Origin of the sequence: Salinispora fenicalii (assembly GCF_000514815.1) — a bacterium.
GTDB classification, from domain to species: domain Bacteria; phylum Actinomycetota; class Actinomycetes; order Mycobacteriales; family Micromonosporaceae; genus Micromonospora; species Micromonospora fenicalii.
In genome coordinates this window covers 26,728-44,663 of sequence record NZ_AZWQ01000010.1, presented here as the reverse complement: position 1 = coordinate 44,663, position 17,936 = coordinate 26,728, and the positions used below count along the sequence as shown (strand labels likewise).

At 70.1% G+C, this 17,936-nt stretch carries 21 protein-coding genes, 1 tRNA gene and 3 pseudogenes; 7 read left to right on the top strand and 18 right to left on the bottom strand.

Annotated elements, in window-relative coordinates:
• Positions 1-22 precede the first annotated feature (22 nt).
• A pseudogene (locus B116_RS24655) lies at positions 23-421 on the top strand (mycothiol transferase).
• Between the two features lie 16 nt (positions 422-437).
• The gene (locus tag B116_RS0103330; RefSeq protein ID WP_223874499.1) at positions 438-752 is read left to right on the top strand and encodes a hypothetical protein; all 315 of its coding nucleotides are present in this window, start codon (positions 438-440) and stop codon (positions 750-752) included.
• 42 nt (positions 753-794) lie between these two features.
• Here the strand turns inward: B116_RS0103330 and B116_RS28075 are convergent, their stop codons facing one another.
• A complete protein-coding gene (locus B116_RS28075) occupies positions 795-1,061 on the bottom strand; it encodes a CDP-glycerol glycerophosphotransferase family protein (protein WP_027659204.1) in 267 nt (88 codons plus the stop codon).
• A gap of 594 nt (positions 1,062-1,655) precedes the next feature.
• On the opposite strand from B116_RS28075, the gene B116_RS0103320 reads away from it, so the two are divergent.
• On the top strand, positions 1,656-2,651 hold the full coding sequence (locus tag B116_RS0103320) for a CDP-alcohol phosphatidyltransferase family protein (protein ID WP_027659203.1): 996 nt from the start codon (positions 1,656-1,658) through the stop codon (positions 2,649-2,651).
• A gap of 393 nt (positions 2,652-3,044) precedes the next feature.
• Here the strand turns inward: B116_RS0103320 and B116_RS0103315 are convergent.
• The 6 genes from B116_RS0103315 to B116_RS0103290 form a co-directional block, all read right to left on the bottom strand.
• Positions 3,045-3,118 (bottom strand) — tRNA-Ala (locus B116_RS0103315).
• 193 nt (positions 3,119-3,311) lie between these two features.
• Positions 3,312-4,130, bottom strand: a complete 819-nt coding sequence (gene sepX, locus B116_RS0103310; protein ID WP_027659202.1) for a divisome protein SepX/GlpR — start codon at positions 4,128-4,130, stop codon at positions 3,312-3,314.
• Between the two features lie 178 nt (positions 4,131-4,308).
• Positions 4,309-4,956: a GNAT family N-acetyltransferase gene (locus B116_RS0103305; protein ID WP_026321531.1), complete on the bottom strand. Its 648-nt coding sequence runs from the start codon at positions 4,954-4,956 to the stop codon at positions 4,309-4,311.
• Positions 4,957-4,999: 43 nt separating this feature from the next.
• Positions 5,000-6,313: a molybdopterin molybdotransferase MoeA gene (locus B116_RS0103300; protein ID WP_027659201.1), complete on the bottom strand. Its 1,314-nt coding sequence runs from the start codon at positions 6,311-6,313 to the stop codon at positions 5,000-5,002.
• Complete coding sequence (locus B116_RS0103295) at positions 6,310-7,266, bottom strand: UTP--glucose-1-phosphate uridylyltransferase (RefSeq protein WP_018721290.1); 957 nt, start codon at positions 7,264-7,266, stop codon at positions 6,310-6,312. The genes B116_RS0103300 and B116_RS0103295 overlap by 4 nt, the downstream gene beginning before the upstream one ends.
• A 9-nt stretch (positions 7,267-7,275) precedes the next feature.
• Positions 7,276-9,453: a GGDEF domain-containing protein gene (locus B116_RS0103290; RefSeq protein ID WP_155255715.1), complete on the bottom strand. Its 2,178-nt coding sequence runs from the start codon at positions 9,451-9,453 to the stop codon at positions 7,276-7,278.
• A 124-nt stretch (positions 9,454-9,577) separates the two neighbouring features.
• On the opposite strand from B116_RS0103290, the gene B116_RS0103285 reads away from it, so the two are divergent.
• Entirely contained in the window at positions 9,578-10,207 is a 630-nt protein-coding gene (locus B116_RS0103285; protein ID WP_033667264.1) for a 5-formyltetrahydrofolate cyclo-ligase, read from the top strand.
• A pseudogene (locus B116_RS28070) lies at positions 10,098-10,463 on the top strand (FmdB family zinc ribbon protein); the annotation flags it as partial. The gene B116_RS0103285 and the pseudogene B116_RS28070, both read left to right, overlap by 110 nt.
• A gap of 14 nt (positions 10,464-10,477) precedes the next feature.
• Here the strand turns inward: B116_RS28070 and B116_RS28065 are convergent.
• Positions 10,478-10,756 carry a hypothetical protein gene (locus B116_RS28065; RefSeq protein WP_027659198.1) on the bottom strand — a complete coding sequence of 93 codons (279 nt, stop codon included), beginning with the start codon at positions 10,754-10,756 and terminating at the stop codon, positions 10,478-10,480.
• A 158-nt stretch (positions 10,757-10,914) separates the two neighbouring features.
• Positions 10,915-11,097 carry a hypothetical protein gene (locus tag B116_RS0103270; RefSeq protein WP_027659197.1) on the bottom strand — a complete coding sequence of 61 codons (183 nt, stop codon included), beginning with the start codon at positions 11,095-11,097 and terminating at the stop codon, positions 10,915-10,917.
• A 94-nt stretch (positions 11,098-11,191) separates the two neighbouring features.
• Between B116_RS0103270 and B116_RS0103265 the strand changes: the two genes are divergently transcribed.
• Positions 11,192-11,626, top strand: a complete 435-nt coding sequence (locus B116_RS0103265; protein WP_027659196.1) for a hypothetical protein — start codon at positions 11,192-11,194, stop codon at positions 11,624-11,626.
• A 3-nt stretch (positions 11,627-11,629) separates the two neighbouring features.
• Here the strand turns inward: B116_RS0103265 and B116_RS0103260 are convergent, their stop codons facing one another.
• Positions 11,630-12,112, bottom strand: a complete 483-nt coding sequence (locus B116_RS0103260) for a DUF2231 domain-containing protein (RefSeq protein WP_027659195.1) — start codon at positions 12,110-12,112, stop codon at positions 11,630-11,632.
• A gap of 163 nt (positions 12,113-12,275) precedes the next feature.
• On the opposite strand from B116_RS0103260, the gene B116_RS0103255 reads away from it, so the two are divergent.
• On the top strand, positions 12,276-12,704 hold the full coding sequence (locus tag B116_RS0103255) for a Fur family transcriptional regulator (RefSeq protein ID WP_018721297.1): 429 nt from the start codon (positions 12,276-12,278) through the stop codon (positions 12,702-12,704).
• Between the two features lie 23 nt (positions 12,705-12,727).
• On the opposite strand, the gene B116_RS0103250 is transcribed toward B116_RS0103255, so the two are convergent.
• The 8 genes and pseudogenes from B116_RS0103250 to B116_RS0103220 all read right to left on the bottom strand — a co-directional run bounded on the left by B116_RS0103250 (position 12,728) and on the right by B116_RS0103220 (position 17,843).
• Entirely contained in the window at positions 12,728-13,639 is a 912-nt protein-coding gene (locus B116_RS0103250) for a RecB family exonuclease (RefSeq protein WP_018721298.1), read from the bottom strand.
• Between the two features lie 31 nt (positions 13,640-13,670).
• A complete protein-coding gene (locus B116_RS0103245) occupies positions 13,671-14,285 on the bottom strand; it encodes a MarC family protein (protein ID WP_027659194.1) in 615 nt (204 codons plus the stop codon).
• 40 nt (positions 14,286-14,325) lie between these two features.
• Positions 14,326-15,180, bottom strand: a complete 855-nt coding sequence (locus B116_RS0103240; protein ID WP_027659193.1) for a PHP domain-containing protein — start codon at positions 15,178-15,180, stop codon at positions 14,326-14,328.
• A gap of 130 nt (positions 15,181-15,310) precedes the next feature.
• Entirely contained in the window at positions 15,311-16,174 is an 864-nt protein-coding gene (locus tag B116_RS0103235) for a PH domain-containing protein (RefSeq protein ID WP_018721301.1), read from the bottom strand.
• Positions 16,175-16,180: 6 nt separating this feature from the next.
• Positions 16,181-16,339, bottom strand: coding sequence for a hypothetical protein (locus tag B116_RS27755; RefSeq protein ID WP_018218449.1), 159 nt, complete (start codon positions 16,337-16,339; stop codon positions 16,181-16,183).
• 77 nt (positions 16,340-16,416) lie between these two features.
• A pseudogene (locus B116_RS28060) lies at positions 16,417-16,653 on the bottom strand (DUF6758 family protein); the annotation flags it as partial.
• A gap of 15 nt (positions 16,654-16,668) precedes the next feature.
• A complete protein-coding gene (locus B116_RS0103225; RefSeq protein WP_018721302.1) occupies positions 16,669-17,292 on the bottom strand; it encodes a TrmH family RNA methyltransferase in 624 nt (207 codons plus the stop codon).
• 35 nt (positions 17,293-17,327) lie between these two features.
• The gene (locus B116_RS0103220) at positions 17,328-17,843 is read right to left on the bottom strand and encodes a hypothetical protein (RefSeq protein WP_018721303.1); all 516 of its coding nucleotides are present in this window, start codon (positions 17,841-17,843) and stop codon (positions 17,328-17,330) included.
• Between the last annotated feature and the right edge of the window lie 93 nt (positions 17,844-17,936).

Here is a 17,936-nt window from a genome sequence, read left to right as displayed (position 1 = left end):
TCAGGGGTGGGTTCTCACGCAGCTGAGACCCGCCCCCGACCGCGTACGCCTCCCCGGCCGAAGGGAAGCTATCCGAGGAACATCAATCCCACCGTTGATCTCGTGTAGGCTCGCGCCGGCAGCGAACGCTGCGCTCCTCGACCCCAGTAGCGGTGATGTCGTCCTGGCCACCGAGGAGAGCGCACTGGCCAGCTTCACCCTGACCGACGAGGACACCGTCGAGCGGCTTGCGACGGCCTACGAGGCAGAGTGCATTCGGTTCCCGAACCGTGGGCACCCGGTTCGACCTCGATCATGTGGTGCCGCAGCCACAGCTCGGCGAGGTCTCGCTCCGCTGGATCCTGCTGCACATGGTCGAAGAGACAGCCCGCCAGGCCGGCATCCTTCGTGAGCTGACCGACGATCGACCGGAGCTTTCTGACCGCAGCACCACGAGGATGGATGGCCACGTGAAGACGGTTTACTCAGACGGCGACCACGGCGATGGGGAGGCCGACCCGGAGGCCGTGCCCGGCTTGCGCCCCAACACCGAAGGCGACGACGCCACGTCGTTCACGCTTGACGTCGATGGCGAGGAATTCGTCATCCGCAGTGACAACTTCGCTGGCACCAGCTACACGTGGCTCAGCGGACCGAACCGCGGCTACGGCTTCGGTGTGAGTCCGGCCCCGGAGCTGTCGCTTGACGAGCACCGGGAGAACATCCGCAGCTTCCTGGCCATGGTCGATCCCAACACGGGGTACATCGAGTGACTGAGCAGCAGGGCCGGATCGCGCCGCCACCGCCGGCTTCGCTCAGCTCAACAGCCGTTCGATGACCCGCGAGGTCGCCTTGCCGTCGTCCAGGTCGCAGAAGCGTGCGACGAAGGCGTCGTAACGCTCCTGGTACGGGCGGGAGGCCACATCGACGGAGCGAACTGCTTCAACCAACTCGGAAGAGGTGCCGACGATCACCTCGAGGTTGCGGTAGGTCTGACCGGCGATCGGGTGGAGGCATTCGGCGAGGAACGCCTCGACGTCATGGGCGGGTACGACGATGCTGAACAGTCCGCTGTCGCTCATGCTTCGGTTGCTCAAACTGTCGGGGGATTCCGTCACCACACCGTGAGAAGGCCCCCCGCGTTCTCCATCTGCCTGCAACCACCCGATCACGCTTTTGCGCTCCGTCTTGCTTGGTCGCCCCCGGGTTCCCGCGTCCGACCGACGGCCTGCACGCACTGGGGTGTGCGAAGGCGGCGCTGCCGGGGTGCGGACTCGCGTCAATGGGCAGTACCGATGGCCGAAGCGCTAGCACCTTGACGGGAAATCACCCGCCTGATCGCTCAGACAGGGTAAGGGGACGCTGCCGAATCCCGTCGCCAGCACCCGGAGAACCGGTAGCTTCCGCCATCCTCCGGAAGACTCCAAGTCTACGATCGGAGGATTGCTCGACCCGGGAATGGCCTTCAACCAGGTCACCGCGCCGGGCCACCGCATCGGGTCACATCGTCCGGCTCCAGCTTGCCTGGACATCGACAGAATCCGGAGAGGCCGATTCTTCATAAATACACACGTCTACTAGCATACGAGGGCAATACCGGCAGGTGACGATACTTCAACTGCGAGGCAAACCTGAGGTAGCCTCTTGCCGGATTTTGGGCTCGGTGCGGAGGCGGGATGATGGCCAGCGGCTTAACTGTTGCGGAAGTTCAGACCAGGACATACAAGGAACGCGATTCTTGGTGGACCGTCTTCCTTGTCGATCCGCTCGCGTCGAGGCTCGTCTGGCTCGTCGCCCGCTACCCCTGGGTAACCCCCAACCGGCTCACCGTAGCCGCGTTCCTACTTGGACTCGGCTCCGCTGCGGCCTTCGCCGCGGCGACACCGGGGTGGCTGATCATGGGCGCGGTGCTCTTCCACCTGAGCTTCGTCATCGACTGCATGGACGGCAAGGTAGCCCGGCTGAACGGCACCGGCAGCCTGTTCGGGATCTGGCTGGACTTCATCCTGGACCGCGTCCGCGTACTGTTCTGCACCATCGCGCTGATGGGCGGGCAGTACGCGCGAACCGACGACGTGAACTTCTTGATCGTCGGTGGCGGAATCGTCTTCCTCGACATGTTCCGCTACCTCAACGCCTCGCAACTGGCGAAGGTCAAGCGCAAGATGCGCCGGACTCTGCGCAGGCGGATCAACGCCACACCGGATCAGACGAGCGTGGTTACCCCGGACTACGACGAGGCCGACCTGGAAGGCGCCGCTCCCGGCGTGGTCGCCGTCATGCAACGTCCCGAGTTGGTGTTGGAGCGGGACTTCCGCTCGCGCTTCACCGGGTTCACCCGCCTCCGCGACCTACTCATCCGCTCCCGGGTACGGATCCACATCTTCAGCGGCATCGAGTTCGAGATGACGGTCTTCATCATCGCCCCGATCACCGGGGCCGTACTTGGTGTGTCCATAGTGGCCGCAGCGCTGCTGTTGCTGTTCGAGTTCGCGCTCATCTTCAAGCTCTGGCTGTCGACCAGGTCGTACGCGCACTACGACAGCTCCCTCGCCGCCGAGGAAGAAATCGCCGGAATCGGGGAAGAACACGACCACCTGACGACGGCAGCACTGGAAGCCGAGACCATCGCTGTGGGCGCGGCGCCGCAGGGCGCCAACACCGCCCGCTAACCTGAGGTTCCCGGGGCTATCCGGTTTTCGCCTGATAGCCCCGACACGGGACCTGGAGGTCCCGACATGGGGCTCGAGGATGCGGAACGCGGTCCTGGCTGGGTCAGTACAAGCCAAGCCACCCCGGCATCGGCTCCGAGTCCGCGACGCGCTCCGGCCACCCAAACCGCGCTCAAGCGCCTCGACGATCAATTCGACACTGAGCGCCAAAACTGCACTTCGCTGCGTTCAAGACCGGAAGGTGGCCCTCTCCGACGAGCGGAAACGGCCTTTCAACTGGGGTGGGTCAGCTGCGGGCAACCGCTTCGGGGCGGCGCTTCCGGGCTGAGTTGTGCCGAATCTGTGCCCAAATGATCAACGACCAGTGCTTCCACTGGTCGTTGAGGGTATGGGTGGAGCTGAGGGGATTTGAACCCCTGACCCCCTCGATGCGAACGAGGTGCGCTACCGGTCTGCGCCACAGCCCCTCCGCCGGCGGACCGGCGTAGGTCCCACTCGGCGTTCACCGAGCGGGCCGGCGATAAGGCTAACAGGTCGCGGACCGCCCGGCGAATTGCCCCCGACGCGGCGAAGGGGTGCAACCCACCCGGGTGGGTGGGGCGCCCGGTCCTGCCGGGCAGGTGGGGGCAGCGGTTCCTGTCGGGTGGGCGACCTCCGAGGTCAGGCCGGGTGGGCACCACGGCCGGACTGGTAGGGACGCCCACGGAGGCCGCCGGCACGCCGGTAGGAGACGGTCCCGCCGTTCGCCGCCGCCGGCAGGTCCGCCGGCCGGTCCAGGCCCATCGCGGTACGCCGCACCGATTCTCGTTGGGCCGCCAGGCGGCGCTGTGCCTCACGCCGGGCCGCGGCCCGGCGCGCCTGCTCGCGCCGCACCTCGGCTTGACGGGCGGCCAGCCAGGCTGCCTCGCGGGCTTCGGCGCGTCGGCGGCGCTGGCCGGCGAGGGCGCGAGAGCGCAGGTGGGCGACGTAGGCCAGGAGCAGGGCGCCGGTGACCGCGAAGCTGATCCAGAATCCGGGGCTGACGAACAGCACACCGACCAGCTCGACGGCGTTGAGCAGGAACAGCGCGGCGAGCACCCGCCGCCGCCGGTAGATGGCTGGGGGGTGCTGGCGGCGGCGCGGCTGGGGCCGGCGCGCCCCGGCTCCCGGGCGCCCGCCGAGCCGACGCGGCCGACTGGGGTTCGCTGGAACCGCGCGCAGCTGGTCCGACCGACGGGACCCTGCTGCCGGCTCGGCGGCGGCGGCACCGGAGTCCGAATCTTCTCTTAAAGTAACCGAAAGTGAACGCGGCGGATTTATTGGCCGGCGACCTGGGACAGTACGGCGTCGTCGACGGCGCTGAAGCACCCGCGCCGTCGACTTCGCCCGCTCCGCCGCCAGCCGCTCGGTCGCGTCGTACCGGCGGACCAGGGCCGGCGCCAGGGCGAGCAGGCCGGCAGCGGCGAGGACGGCGAGGAGCACCGAGGTCGGCACCCTCACCCCTCCCGTCACCGAATTTCAGGTAAACACAGACCAACCGAACGATCTTTCATGTTTCCGACCTGGAGCCGAAGATCCTACGGGTGGACTGCAAATGCCGTAGCTTGCAGTTACCTGAGGTTACGGGCGAAGGCACTGGATGGTGGCACGCCGCGCCGATCGGCCCAGTCGGGACCCTTCAGCCAGTCGCGGCCCGCAGCCGGTGCCAACGGGCCAGTAGGCCCCCCTCGGCCGCCACGTCCTCGCTGGTCAGGGCGTACCCGATGTGGTCACGCCAGGCGCCGTCGATGTGCATGTAGCGCACGTGGTACGCCTCCTCGCGAAAGCCCAGCTTCTCCATCACCCGACGCGACGGCTGGTTCTCCGGACGGATGCTGATCTCGACCCGGTGCAGCCCGCCCGGCCCGAAGGCGTGGTCCACGGCCAGGGCAAGCGCGGTAGGGATGACGCCTCGCCCCGCCACCCGGGAATCCACCCAGTAGCCGACACTGCCCGAGCAGAACGTCTGACGCACGATGCTGCCGACATTCAGATGTCCGACCAGACGTTCCCGTCCTCCCTCGCGGAGGCAGACCACAAATGGCATGCTCTCGCCGACCCGGGCCGAGCGACGCTGCTCCCGATACACCCAGCGGTAGGCGTCGAGTGAGTTCAGGTCCGCCCAGGCACCGGGGAGAGACGCCTCCCAGGGGGCGAGCCACGCCTCGTTGGCGCGGCGCACCTCAGACCACGCCACGGCGTCTGAGCGCCGGTAGGGCCGCAACAACACCGGACCATCCGCCAACACGACGGGCCATCCCGGCGTGCGGCGTCCCAGAAGGTTCACCCGGCCGATCCTCCGCCCACGGCGCCGGCCGGGGCAAGCATCCTCACCGACGGCGGTCCAGTAGCAGAACGTCCACGGTGGAACCCGCCGCGGCGGTGGTCACCCGCTCACCGAGCACCAACAACCCGTTCGCCTCGGCCAACCCGGACAGGGCCAGCGACCCACCACGCAGCGGTTGGACGGTGTAGCCGCCGCCGCGCCGTTCCGCGACCTGCGCCGGCCGAAACTCACGCAACCCGGCCGGCGAGGAGATCGTCTCCAGCAGGTGCGCCCGAACGCCGGGGCGAAAGACCGGCTCCGCGCCAGCCAGCACATTGATCACCGGTCGGGCCAGTACCTCGAAGCCGATCAGCGCGGCCCCCGGATCGCCGGGCAGGCAGACCACCGGCACCTCCTCCGGGCCAACCGTGCCGAACCCAAGCGCGGTGCCGGGGTAGAGCGCCACCTCGGTGAAGGCCACCGGTCCGGTCCGGTTCCCCTCCCGACGGGAGAGAATCCGACGGACCATGTCGCCCGGCCCGGTGCCGGTGCCGCCGGTAGTGATGATCAGATCGGCCCGCAGGGTCTGATCCTCCAGCAGCCCACGTAGCCCCTCCGGGTCGTCGTCACAGATGCCCACCCGATACGCGAGCGCACCGGCCTCCGCGGCCGCCGCAGTCAACGCGTGCGAGTTCACGTCCACCACCTGGCCGGGTTGGCTGCCCCGCCCCACCTCGACGAGTTCGTCACCGGTCGCCATGACCACCACGCGCGGGCTGGGCCGGACCACCACATGGCCGATTCCGGTAGCGGCGAGTACGGCGACCAGCGCCGGCGAGACGTAGGTACCGGCCCGGGCGAGCAACGTGCCGGCCGGGACTTCCTCGCCGGCCTTGCGGACGCTGTACCCCCGCTTCGGTACTCGGTGGATCTCCACCGAGGCCATGCCCTGGTCGGTCCACTCGACGGGAACCACCACGTCCGCGCCGATCGGCAACGGCGCCCCGGCGGCCACCGAGAAGCAGGCCCCCGGGGTGAGCCGGACCGGGCGCCAACTCGCGGCGCCCAGGTCACCGACGACGTTAAGCTGCACGACCCGCCCGCCCGGCGAGCCGGCCTGGGCCGGCAGGTAGCCGACACCCCGGCCACCGGCGGCGATGTCCTCCCAGCACGCCGCGTACCCGTCCACGGCCGCCTGGTCAAAGGCCGGAACGGAGTGCGTCGCGACGACATCCTCAGCGAGGACGTTGCCGTACGCCCGGGTGAGGTCGAGGTCGAGTGGCGGCAGCGCACGCAACCTGCGCAGCACACTGCCCAGGTAGTCGGCGAGCGGCGTCAACTCGTTCACGGCCGCCTCGGCGTCGGCCGTCGCGGTCATGTACGCGGACCACCCGAGGCGCCCGCGCTAACAAAGTCGGCGAGCCACTTACGGAACTCAGCGCCGAGGTCGTCGCGTTCTGCGGCGATCTGCACGACGGTCTGGAGATAGCCCAACGGCATGCCGGTGTCGTACCGGGTACCCCGGTAGACGATGGCGTGCACCGGTACCCCCTCGGCGCGCAGGATCTCCATCGCATCGGTCAGTTGGATCTCGCCGCCGCTGCCCGGACCGGTCCGGCGGATCGCGTCGAAGATGCGACCAGGAAGGACGTAGCGGCCCAACACGGCGAGATTGCTGGGGGCCTCCTCCGGCTTCGGCTTCTCCACCATGCCGGTCACCCGGACCACGTCGCCGATGTCGGCGAACTCCGCCTCGGCTGAAGCCACCGAGGCGATGCCGTAGCGGGTGGTCTGGTCGGGCTCGACCTCGAAGAAGGCCAGCACGATCCCGCCCGTACGGGCCTGTAGCTCCAACATGGCCGGCAGCAGCGGCTCGGTCGGCTTCACGAACTCGTCCCCAAGCAGCACCGCGAAGGGCTGGTCTCCGATGTGGGACTCGGCGTAGCCGACGGCGTGGCCGAGCCCGAGCTGCTCCGGCTGCCGGCAGGTGTAGATGGCGGCCAGGTCCTCGGTCCGCTTGACCGCGGCCAGCAGCTCCGGCTTCTTCGCGAGCCGTTCTTCCAGGTCGGGGCGGCGATCGAAGTGATCAACCATGGAGGTCTTGCCCCGCCCGGTGATCAGCAGGACGTCGGTGATCCCGGCCTGGGTGGCCTCCTCAACGATGTACTGCAACACCGGCCGGTCAACCACGGGGAGCAGTTCCTTGGGCACCGCTTTGGTGGCAGGCAGGAAGCGGGTGGCAAGCCCGGCGGCCGGAATGACCGCCTTGACCGCGCGGGGACCGCCGGCCGCGGTAGCCGTCGATGGAGGGTTCGCTGAGTACTCCGACATGCCGCGAGACTATCGGCCACGGCTCTGCCGTGGCGGGTGAGGACCGGAAGTCGGGCCATGGGGAGTGCCTGCCCCGGACCCCGGCGCCAGCTCGGTCTCCGACCTGTTCCCGGCACCGGGATGCGCCGGCGCCTCGCGTCGCGCGTCGGCTCGGGACGGTCTCTCGTCCGAGCCAGCCGGCACCGGCAGCACGGACGCAGCCGCCTTCGCCGCCCCGGCGACCCGGCAGGTGTCGCGGCCGCTGGCTTTCGCCGCGTACAACGCTTCGTCAGCAGCATTGAGCACTTCCTGTCCGGTGCCGCCGTGGTCGGGGTGGACAGCGATACCAATAGAGACAGTCACCGACACCAGGACCGGGGCAGCGAACCCACCGACGGCGACGGGGGTGTCCCGTACCGCTGCACCGAGCCGCTCCGCGACGATGGCCGCACCCACGGCGTCGGTCTCCGGGAGCAGCACCACGAACTCCTCTCCCCCCAGCCGGAAGGCGAGGTCGACCTCCCGGATCTCACCGCAGATCCGCCGGGCGAACTCGATCAGCACCCGGTCCCCGGCGGCGTGCCCGTGGGTGTCGTTGACGTGTTTGAAACGGTCCAGGTCGAGAGCGAGGACGCTGAGCATTCGGCCGAACCGGGTGGCCCGTTCCACCTCGCGGCGAAGCGACTGGCGCAGGTAGCGGTAGTTCCAGAGACCGGTGAGCGGATCGGTCAGCGACAGCCGCTGGGTCTCCTCGTGCACCCGGACGTTGTCCACCGCCACCGCGGCGTGGCCGGCGAAGGTGCGCAGCGTACCCAGGTCATCGTCGTCGAATTCCTCCCCACCGAGCCGGTCGTAGAGGACGAGCACGCCGAATGTCGCCGGCGCCGCACCGTCCGGCGGGCCACCCGCGCGGGGGGACGGGCCGTCAGCCCGCACGGCGCCGCCGTCCCGTGGAGCCGCGAAGGGCACCGCGATGTACGTCCGGCAGGGGGGCTCCCCCGGCGGTGCTACGGACGGCTCCACCCGGCCACGGCGAGCCTCGCCGCTGACCGTAACCGCGCCCACCAGGTCGCCCAGCGGCACCTGGATCGGCCCCGGCCCACCGGCCGGCACCTCGAGCCCTTCGGTGGCCTGCGCGACCAGGAGTCCAGCCGAGTCGACGATGAGTACCGCTCCCGCGCGGGCCCCGGTCGCCGCAATTGCACTGTGCAGGATGACCCGCAGGATGCGCTGCAAGTCATGGGTGCTGGCCAGGGTGTCCCCCAGCACCTCCAAGTGTCCGCGCAGCTGGTCCCGGCTGCTGGTGAGCGCGGCGACGTAGGTCCCGGTCTCCCGAGCCATCCGGTTGAACGCTCCGGCCAGCCGCCCGATCTCGTCCCGGCCGCGTACGGGCACCCGCGCGGTCAGGTCACCCCGGGCCACTCGGTCCACCGCCCCCGCCAGTTCAACCAAGGGTCGACTGGTGACCCGGGCCAGCCGCCCGGCGACGACAACCGCCAACAGCACGGCCAACAGCACGGCGGCGACCAGAGCGGCGTACAGGCTGGGGGGCCGGTCGCTCGGAACGGAGAGCACCAGCGACAGCGGCTGCCCGGCGGACGGGCCGACCCGCCGCACGTACCGACCGTCGGCGGTGCCCACCACCTGCTCACCGTCCAATCCACCGACGGCGCCGAGTACCGCCTCGCGTCCTCCCGCCGACTCGGTGGTGTGCTGGCGCGGGCTGCCCATACCTGAGCCGTCGAGCAGGGTGACCGCCGCCCCGGTGAGCACCGCTAGCCGCGCCACGAACGCGGGATCGACCGGCTGCGCGGCGGTGACCGCACCCCGGGCGACTCCGGTGGCGTCTCGCAGGTCCACCCGGACGGCCAGCGCACCGGGCGAAGCGGGGGCCGGGGTACGGGCCGCGCAGTCCCGCCAGGGCGCGGCGGGCAGCGGTGTGGTGGCGTGGAGTACCTGCCCCCCCACGTCGGTGACCCGCACGGCGGCGGCGAGACCCCGATCAACCACCTGCCCCGCAGCGACCGCCCGATCGGCGGCGAGGGCGACCACCTCCGCCGCGGCCCGCAGCTGCTGGCAGAGCGTGTCAACCGCGGTTTGGACGGCGGTCGCGGCAACCGCGAGCCGGTCGGCGGACCGACTTCGATCGATGGTGGTCACGGCCGACCCCACGAAGTAAGCCCCGACCAGCACCGGGCCGAGCACCACCGTGAGGAAGGCTGCGGTTACGCGTGCCCGTAGTGTCACTCGGTCCCCCCGGGACTTCGCCGGCCGATGCTTGCGATGCTGACACAGAGTCACCCCCGGATGAATCCTGCGTCAGGAGTGTTGCGTGCCAGATTTTTCTGATCGAGGGGAAGTGACCCGCAATGCGAAGTTTACGACGCGGACCAGACTGCTGGCCCACCGTCGGCGGCTCGGCGACGCCGAGCGGGCCGCCGCCGCCCGGCAGGTCCAAGCCGGCCTGGTGGACCTGGTACGCCGACTGCGTCCGCGCCGAATGACGGCATACCTGCCGATCGGCACCGAACCGGGCGGCGCAGACCTGCCGACGGCGCTGCACGCCGCGCTGCCGGAGGGGGCCGAACTGCTACTGCCGGTGCTCCGGGCCGACCTCGACCTGGACTGGGCGCCGTGGACCGGGCCCGGCGATCTGGCCGTCGCCGGGCGGGGGATGCGGGAGCCGACCGCGCCCCCGCTCGGCCGGGCCGCGGTCGCAACGGCCGACCTCGTGGTGCTGCCGGCGCTGGCGGTGGACCGGCAGGGCGTGCGGCTGGGGCGGGGTGGCGGCTCGTATGACCGGGCGCTCGCCCGGGTCCCGGCGACCACCCTGACCGTCGTACCACTGCACGATGGTGAGCTGGTCAACGCGCTACCGGCGGAGCCGCACGACCGTCCGGTCCACGCTGTGGTCACCCCGACCGACGGCCTGCGTACGCTGGACGGTGCCGCACCGCGCTGAACCCGCGCCGGTGTCGCGCCCCACACGTCCGCTGGACGAACCCGGGGGTGATGACGCACCATTGGCACTCGAATATGCCGAGTGCCAACCGACAGTGCCAGTTCCGGAGGAGAACGTGCCCACGTACCAGTACACCTGCACCGCGTGCGGCCACCAGCTCGAGGCGGTGCAGTCTTTCACCGATGAGCCGCTGACCGAGTGCCCGACCTGTGCGGGGCGGTTGCGGAAGCTGTTCAACTCCGTCGGCATCGTGTTCAAAGGCTCGGGGTTTTACCGCACCGACTCCCGCACTGACTCCGGCTCCGGCTCGGGGAGCACGGCCAGCAAGCCCGCCGCCGCGAGCAACGAGTCCGGCTCGTCGAGCGAATCGAAGTCGAGCGACTCCACGTCGAGCGGATCGACGTCGAGCGGATCGACGTCGAGCGGATCGACCTCGAACGGTTCTGGAGCGGGCGGCTCAACCGCAAAGAGCACGGGCACCTCCTCCGCCTCCGGCGGCACGAAGACCCCTGCGGCCAGCGGCACCAGCTGAGCATGGGGCGGGTCGATCCCGCCCCGGCTCGTTCACGTCGATCGCGGGGGCAGCCCTGGTCGTGAAACGGGTCCTTCCTCGGAACCGTCATCACGCCGGGGCTACCCGTGATCGTTTTGGTTCAGCTCGGTCGAGCTGGCAGGGTTGCCCGACTGGGTACGCGGCTCACGAATGCTCAGTCCCAGTGTGGCGGGCGCTGCTCGAGCAACCAGGCGTCGTTGCCGCCGGTCGCTTCCCCCCAGCCCTGATCGGTGTCGTCGGCAGCCCGCTCCGGCAGCATCGAGCCGCCGTCATCGCGCAGCTTGCTCGGCCGGTCCTCGGCACGCACCACGGGTCTTCCCGGCTCCTGGTGGGTCACGAACGCCAACCCTAGCCCAGCGCGTGCCGACCTCGGCCCGGCGCGTCCGCGACCAGACGGCACCGCCTGCTGCCCCTTGGTAGCCTCAGCGGGCGTGACGACTCCCGGCAGCTCCGCGGACGACTTCTGGCGACCCCCCGGTGCCGGCGCTCCGGCCAACGCGCCCGACCCGACCGACGCGCCTGACCCAGCCGGCACTCCCAACCCCGCTGGCGCGCCGCGTGGCAAGCCCGACCCGACCGGCGCACCGCCCGCCCCGCCCAATCCAACCGTTGCTCCGCCCGGACCAGCGCCGCCGACTCCCGCCGACGGATACACCGGGCCGCCGCCGACCGTCCCGCCGCCGGCCGACTGGCAGCCGCCGCTGCGCCTCCAGCCGCCGCCGCCACGACAGCTCCCTGGACAGGACCTGCCGGCCCTGGACCTGGCCGAGCAGCGGGCGCAGCACCTCACTTGGAGCATCGGGGCGGTCGCCGCCGTGATTCTGCTGGCGCTCAGCTGCGCGTTCTGTCTCCGGCTGGTGGGCTGAGGGTCAAAGGGTGTTCCCCCAGACCGCCTCGGCGCCGGTGTGCCCGGTGAGAGCGACGTAGACGAGACTGACCACGGCGAGCGCGATCACCGCCACCGACAGCACGTGAGTCACCCAACGCGGCGGCTTCGGCACCCGGGGACGGCCGCTGGACACCACAAGCAGCACGACGGCGGTGACGGCCAACGCCAGTGCGTACCAGAAGGTCAGGTCGCCGTACCGAGAGTGCTCCGCGATCTGATCGACGATCGGCCCCTGTAGCCCGCGGGCGTCGAAGACATCGGTCAGCTCCGCGCCGGACTGCACCGCAACCCATGCGGTAGCCGGCGCCGTCACCGCCAGCAGGACGAGCGCCCAGTCGATCCGGGACCGCAACCGAGGCAGCGCGACATAGGCAATCGACGCCAGTGCGAGCAGCGGCACGAAGACGACTACCGCGTGCACCACAAGAACGTGGGCGGGTAACCCCATGAACTCCTTGAACATGCACACCTCCGGTGATTGCCCGCACGGGACGTGCCAGCCTACGGTCACCCGGCCCACCCGCCTAGGTTCCGCACTCGAGCTACACGCAGTCGTGATCAGTCCGGTCCCCCGTCAGTTCGGCTCTCGGTTGTCGCTCTCGGTTGTCGCGTGCTGTCATTGGCGCATGTCCAGTGGTGAGGAGCTGCTCCGGTCGAAGGGGCTGCGGGTAACCCGCCCCCGCCTCGCGGTCCTCGACGTGCTCGCCGCCGGGGGCCACCTGGAGGTGGACGAGATCGCCCACCGGGTCCGGGAACGCCTCAACTCGGTCTCCACGCAGGCGGTCTACGACGTGCTCGGCGCGCTGTCCCGGGCCGGCCTGTCCCGCCGGATCGAGCCAGCCGGCAGTCCCGCCCGCTACGAGGCCCGCGTTGGCGACAATCACCACCACGTGGTCTGTCGGGGCTGCGGCGAGATCGCCGACGTGGACTGCACCGTCGGCGACGCCCCCTGCCTCGACCCGAACACCTCCCACGGTTTCGAGGTGGACGAGGCCGACGTGACCTTCTGGGGCCTCTGCCCCCGCTGCCAAGCCCGCCGCCTCGCCGAGGACTGACGGCGAACCGGCTGCAGCCAGCGTCACCCGCCGTCGGTCACCCGCTCCACGGCGGCCCACGGATCCTTCCCCGGTGTCTGCGCACCGGCCGGACAGTGCCGCCGGTAGTCACACCAGCCGCAGCGCGGCCCCGGAGCGGTCGGGAAGGCCTGGTCCGGGTCATCGCCGGCGGCGACCGATCGCTCGCCGGCGATGATGTCCCGGGCGGTCTCCTCAGCCCGGGACACCTGCCGTGCAAGCGATTCCGGGCTGTGCTCATGCGCGGCGACTGTCCCGGTCGGCAGGTGGTGTAGCTCCACCCGACGACACGGCTTGCGGAAGACCCGCTCCGCCGCGTACGCGTAGAGCGCCAGCGCCTGCGAGCCGCGGGCGTCGTCGGTGTCCAGCCCAGCCCGGCCGGTCTTGTAGTCCACGATGGCGAGCTCCGCCCCCGCCGGTCCGACCCGGGAGTCGATCCGGTCTGCGCGGCCGTTGAACGCCAGCACCCCGGTCTTTACCGCGACCACCCGCTCCACCCCCAGCGGTTCGGTCTCCGGGTCCAGCGTCGCCACGTACGCCTCAAACCAGCCCAGCGCCTTTCGGAACGCGGCCCGCTCCTGCTCGTGGTCCCGGTAGCCGTCGCGTATCCAGGTGCCCTTGAGCAGCGTCGCCAGCGCCGCCGACCGCCGCCGGTCAACGGGGAGCGCGTACCAGTTCTTCAACGCGGTGTGGAGGCTGGCTCCGAGCGAATTGTGCGCCCAGGGCGGCCCCTTTTGCGGGGCGGGACGGTCCAGGTAGGAGTAGCGGTAGCGCCGCGGGCAGTCCGCGTAGGCGCCGAGTTTGCTGGGGGTGCAGACAAACAGCCGCTCCGGCATGCCCTCGAAGCCGAGCTGTTCGGGCTCGGCGGCACGGGGTCGCGGCGGGGTGGTGGTGGAAGGTCGGCCAGCTCGTCGCACACCGCGATCCTGCCATCCACCCCCGACTAAGTCAGCCCGCGGTCGTGTACTGGGTGACGAAGGCGGCCACCGCGTCGGCGATCAGCTGGACCGCGATCGCCGCTAGCAGCAGTCCGGCGATCCGGGTCAGCACCTCGATCCCACCCGGACGCAAGATTTTGACGATTCCGCCCGAGAAGCGGAGCACCACCCAGACGGCGAGCAACACGGCGACGATCGCGGCAGCGATCGCGGTGATGTCGGCCGCACCATCGGCCTGCTGCATGAAGAGCATCGTGGCCACGATCGCGCCGGGACCGGCGAGCAGCGGGGTGCCCAGCGGCACCAGCGCGATGTTCGAGGTGACTTGCTGGCTGGGGTCGTCCGCCTTGCCGGTCAGTAGCTCCAGAGCGACCAGTACGAGCAGCAGGCCACCGGCGGCCTGCAGTGCGGGCAGGTCCACGTGCAGGTAGTCGAGCAGGGTCGAGCCCGCCACCGCGAAGATCGCGATCACCCCGAGCGCCAGCGCCACTGCCTGCCAGGCCGCCCGATGCCGGTCCCGGGCCGACAGCGGTCCGGTCAGCGCCAGAAAGATGGGCATCACGCCCGGCGGGTCAACAATCACGAGCAGGGTTACGAAGACCTCGCCGAAGAGCTTGATATCCACTGGATCAACCTAACGGCGCCGGACCGGACGGCGCGTCGCCTCACCCGGAAGCGACGCTGGTCACGCCGGCGGCGACGATCCGCTCGTAGTTCTCCATGTCAGTGGTAAAGGCGCCCAGCCGAACCGTCTTGTGGGTGCCGTGAAAATCTGACGCGCCGGTTACCAGCAGCTCCAGGTCGGCAGCGAGCGCCCGTACGTACGCCCGCTCGGTGGGGGTGTGGTCTTCGTGGTCGGCCTCCAGCCCGGCCAGACCGGCGGCGGCGAGGTCCGCGATGAGTTCGTCGGGAACCACGCGACCACGCCGGCTGGCCCGGGGATGGGCGAACACCGGGACGCCACCGGCTGCCCGGACCAACCGGACCGCCTCGAAGACCTCGATGTCCTCCTTGGGCAGGCGATATCGCTTGCCCAGCCAGTCCGGACCGAACGCCTCACTGGTCGTCGCGACCAGGCCGGCCCGGATGAGGGCTTGGGCGATGTGCGGCCGGCCGACCGTCCCGCCCCGCGCGGTGGCCAGGATCTCCGACCAACTCACCGCTAGACCGTCGGCTTGGAGCAGCCGGACGATCCGCTCGCCCCGTTCGACCCGGGCGTGCCGGACCCGGCTCAGCGCCGCGGTGAGGTCCGGGTCGTCCGGGTCGAAGAGGTACGCGAGCAGGTGCAGTGGCACGGCGGGATCCTCCCCCTCCCACCGGCAGGACAGCTCCGCACCACGGACGAGTCGCAGCCCGGCCGGGAGTGCCCGGACCGCCGGCTCCCAGCCGGCTGTGGTGTCGTGGTCGGTGATCGCAATGACGTCGAGGCCGGCGGCTCCCGCCGCTTGGACCAGCTCACCGGGGGTGAGGGTGCCGTCGCTGGCGGTGGAATGGGCGTGTAGATCGATCCGAGTGCTCACCGCCCGACGCTATCGGCTGGGCTGTCCGGTCAGCCGGACCGATCCCCGGGCACACCGGCCCTCGGACGCCAGCTCCGCCTCCCCCCGGGACGAGACCGCCCACGGCTCCGGCGCCGCCTCAGGCGCTTTCTCAGGCGCCGTCGTCGGCCTTCGCCTCGTCGGCTTCCTTGCCCAGCCGCGCCTCGACCGCCTGCGGCTCGTACATCTCCTCGACGACACGCAGGTAGAGCTCGTTTGGGTTGGGCAGGTTCTTGATCTCACGCAGCGCCTGCTCCTGACCGGCGGACTCGAGGACGAACGTGCCGTAGTTGAGCGCTCGCCCGGCCGGCGTCTGCTCGTATTTCATGTCGGTGACTCGGACCAACGGCATCATCGCCACCCGGCGGGTGATGATGCCGTTGACCACCATCACCCGTTTGTTGGTCAAGATGAACCGGTCGTACCACCAGTCGGCGACCCGCCACGCCACCCAACCCATCACGGCGAACCAGGCCAGTACCGCCACAGTGGTCAGCCCACCGACATCCCGCCCGGCGAGGAAGCCGGAGAGGTATCCCAGCACGAAGGTGGCGACGACGCCGATGAGTAGCGGTGTGGCGAGGTGAATCCAGTGTCGCTTCCACTCACCCCGGTACCGCTCGGTGGGGAAGAGGTAGCGGGCGACGAGGGAGCTGGGCTCATCCTCTAGCGGCAGGACCCGGCGCGGCGCCATGCCAGCCGCGTCCGCCCGTAGGCCGGCGAGCTCATCCTCGGAGATCTGCGGCGGCTGGTATTCGGCTTCGGGGTCTGGAATCCAGGTCCGCCCCGACCGGCTGTCGGGCCCCTCGCCCAGCCTCGCCTCGTCATATGGATCGGGACCCTGGAACGGGGGTGGACCGGATCCGTAGCCGGATCCGTCCTCTGGGTCGATGCGGGGAATCGACTCCGTGTCGCGCTCCCGACGCTCCCGGTCGGGGTCGTCGGGGTCGAAGGGGGGACCGGAGGGGCTGCCCATCGTCGGCTAGGCGACGATGTTGGTGACGAACTCGCCAAACCCCTGGGCGATGTCCACGAGGCCGCCGCCGAGTGACTTGAAGACATCCGCCGCGGAGTTCGGCCGGTAGGCGACGAAGAAGATCAGAAATGCGATACCGGCCCAGGTGAGGACCTTCTTGACCATGACGGGCCATCCTCTCGCGCGGGCGCCGGGTCCGATTACCGCAGCGACACTCAGAGTATCAGCGTGATGTCGTACAGTTATTTCACAGTGTCCGTTCTCCGACATTCCGGGGGACTTGTCAAGCCCTCCGACTGGTTCGGAGTTGGTGCACCGTGCCTGAGCCCGGGGCGCGTCCACTTCGAGAGGTCGCGCAACCGACCCACGAGCAACGACCCCGCACTCGCCGGCCAGGTTATCGCATACGGCCACGATCCCCGAGCTTCACCGGCCGACGCGCTTCGATCCATCGGTGATCTCACACCACACAGTGGAGTGCGACGGCCCCGCTTTCAGGCCGGCGCTGGCCCGCCGTAGGACCGGATCCAGGCGTGCATGGCGATGCCACTGGCCACGCCGGCGTTGATCGAACGGGTCGAGCCGTACTGGGCAATCGAGAAGAGCTGATCGCAGGCCGCCCGGGCGGGTTCGGAGAGACCCGGGCCCTCCTGACCAAAGAGCAGCACGCACCCTCGGGGCAGTGTGGCCGTCTCCAGCGGTCGGCAGCCGGGCAGATTATCGATGCCAACCACCGAAAGCCCGGCGTCCGCCGCCCAGGCGACGAAGCCCTCGATCGTCTCGTGGTGCCGCACATGTTGGTAGCGGTCGGTCACCATCGCGCCGCGTCGATTCCACCGGCGACGGCCGACAATATGGACCTCGGCAGCGAGGAACGCGTTGGCGTTGCGGACCACGGTGCCGATGTTCAGATCGTGCTGCCAGTTCTCGATCGCCACGTGAAAGTCGTGCCGCCGCTGGTCCAGGTCCGCGACGACGGCTTCCTGCCGCCAGTAGCGGTACCGGTCAACGACGTTGCGTCGGTCGCCGTGCGCCAGCAGATCTGGGTCGTAGCGCGGGTCATCCGGCGGGGTGCCCTGCCACGGGCCCACCCCGACCTCAAACTGCTCACCGGTCACGGGTCCTAGAGGGTACGGCCAGCCGGGCGTGCCACTCAGCCCAGCCCCAGGGCGTCCCCGAGTCGATCAAGGAACCGGCGGTCGCTGCGGGCTACCGGCCGACCCGGGCTCGGCCCGGCTCGGCAAACCCGGGCGGCGACCGACTGCACCCACTGCCGATAGGCGGCCGAGTCAGCCGGGTCCGCTCGCCGCTCGAGCAGCCGGGCCGCCGCACGGGCGACGGCGAGCAGCTCGGCGGCATCGGCGAGGGACCCACGTGGTGCGCTCGCCGAACCATCATGCCGGGCATAGATCGTGGCCACCACCGCGCGAACCAGGTCACTGTCGAAGGACCGGCCCGCGGCGACGGCGTCGAGGCCCGCCAGCCCGGCGGCGACCCCCCGCTCCGGCGCTTGGGTGAAGGAAACGACGACGGTCCAGTTGGGCAGGCTGGAGAGCAGATCCCACTCCGCGGCGGAGTAGGGCGCAACGATCAACGACACGGCACGGTGGGCGGCGGCGGGCGGCTCGCCGGCGACGGCGTGGCTCATGGGAACCTCCGACGCCAGCATAAGCCCCAATTACTGAGAAAAGACCAGCAAAACGGGGAGTGCCGGATAAATCCGTTACAGCCCTAAAGGGGGTAGCCACGCCGGAAGCCACCC

Bases quoted from the DNA above. Each gene is read 5' to 3' on its own strand.
- B116_RS0103295 (WP_018721290.1), bottom strand. From the start codon at position 7,266: ATGTCGGAGTACTCAGCGAACCCTCCATCGACGGCTACCGCGGCCGGC.
- B116_RS0103255 (WP_018721297.1), top strand. From the start codon at position 12,276: ATGTCCAGTGGTGAGGAGCTGCTCCGGTCGAAGGGGCTGCGGGTAACC.
- B116_RS0103330 (WP_223874499.1), top strand. From the start codon at position 438: ATGGATGGCCACGTGAAGACGGTTTACTCAGACGGCGACCACGGCGAT.
- B116_RS0103260 (WP_027659195.1), bottom strand. From the start codon at position 12,112: ATGTTCAAGGAGTTCATGGGGTTACCCGCCCACGTTCTTGTGGTGCAC.
- B116_RS0103220 (WP_018721303.1), bottom strand. From the start codon at position 17,843: ATGCTGGCGTCGGAGGTTCCCATGAGCCACGCCGTCGCCGGCGAGCCG.
- B116_RS0103235 (WP_018721301.1), bottom strand. From the start codon at position 16,174: ATGGGCAGCCCCTCCGGTCCCCCCTTCGACCCCGACGACCCCGACCGG.
- B116_RS0103300 (WP_027659201.1), bottom strand. From the start codon at position 6,313: ATGACCGCGACGGCCGACGCCGAGGCGGCCGTGAACGAGTTGACGCCG.
- B116_RS27755 (WP_018218449.1), bottom strand. From the start codon at position 16,339: ATGGTCAAGAAGGTCCTCACCTGGGCCGGTATCGCATTTCTGATCTTC.
- B116_RS0103320 (WP_027659203.1), top strand. From the start codon at position 1,656: ATGATGGCCAGCGGCTTAACTGTTGCGGAAGTTCAGACCAGGACATAC.
- B116_RS28075 (WP_027659204.1), bottom strand. From the start codon at position 1,061: ATGAGCGACAGCGGACTGTTCAGCATCGTCGTACCCGCCCATGACGTC.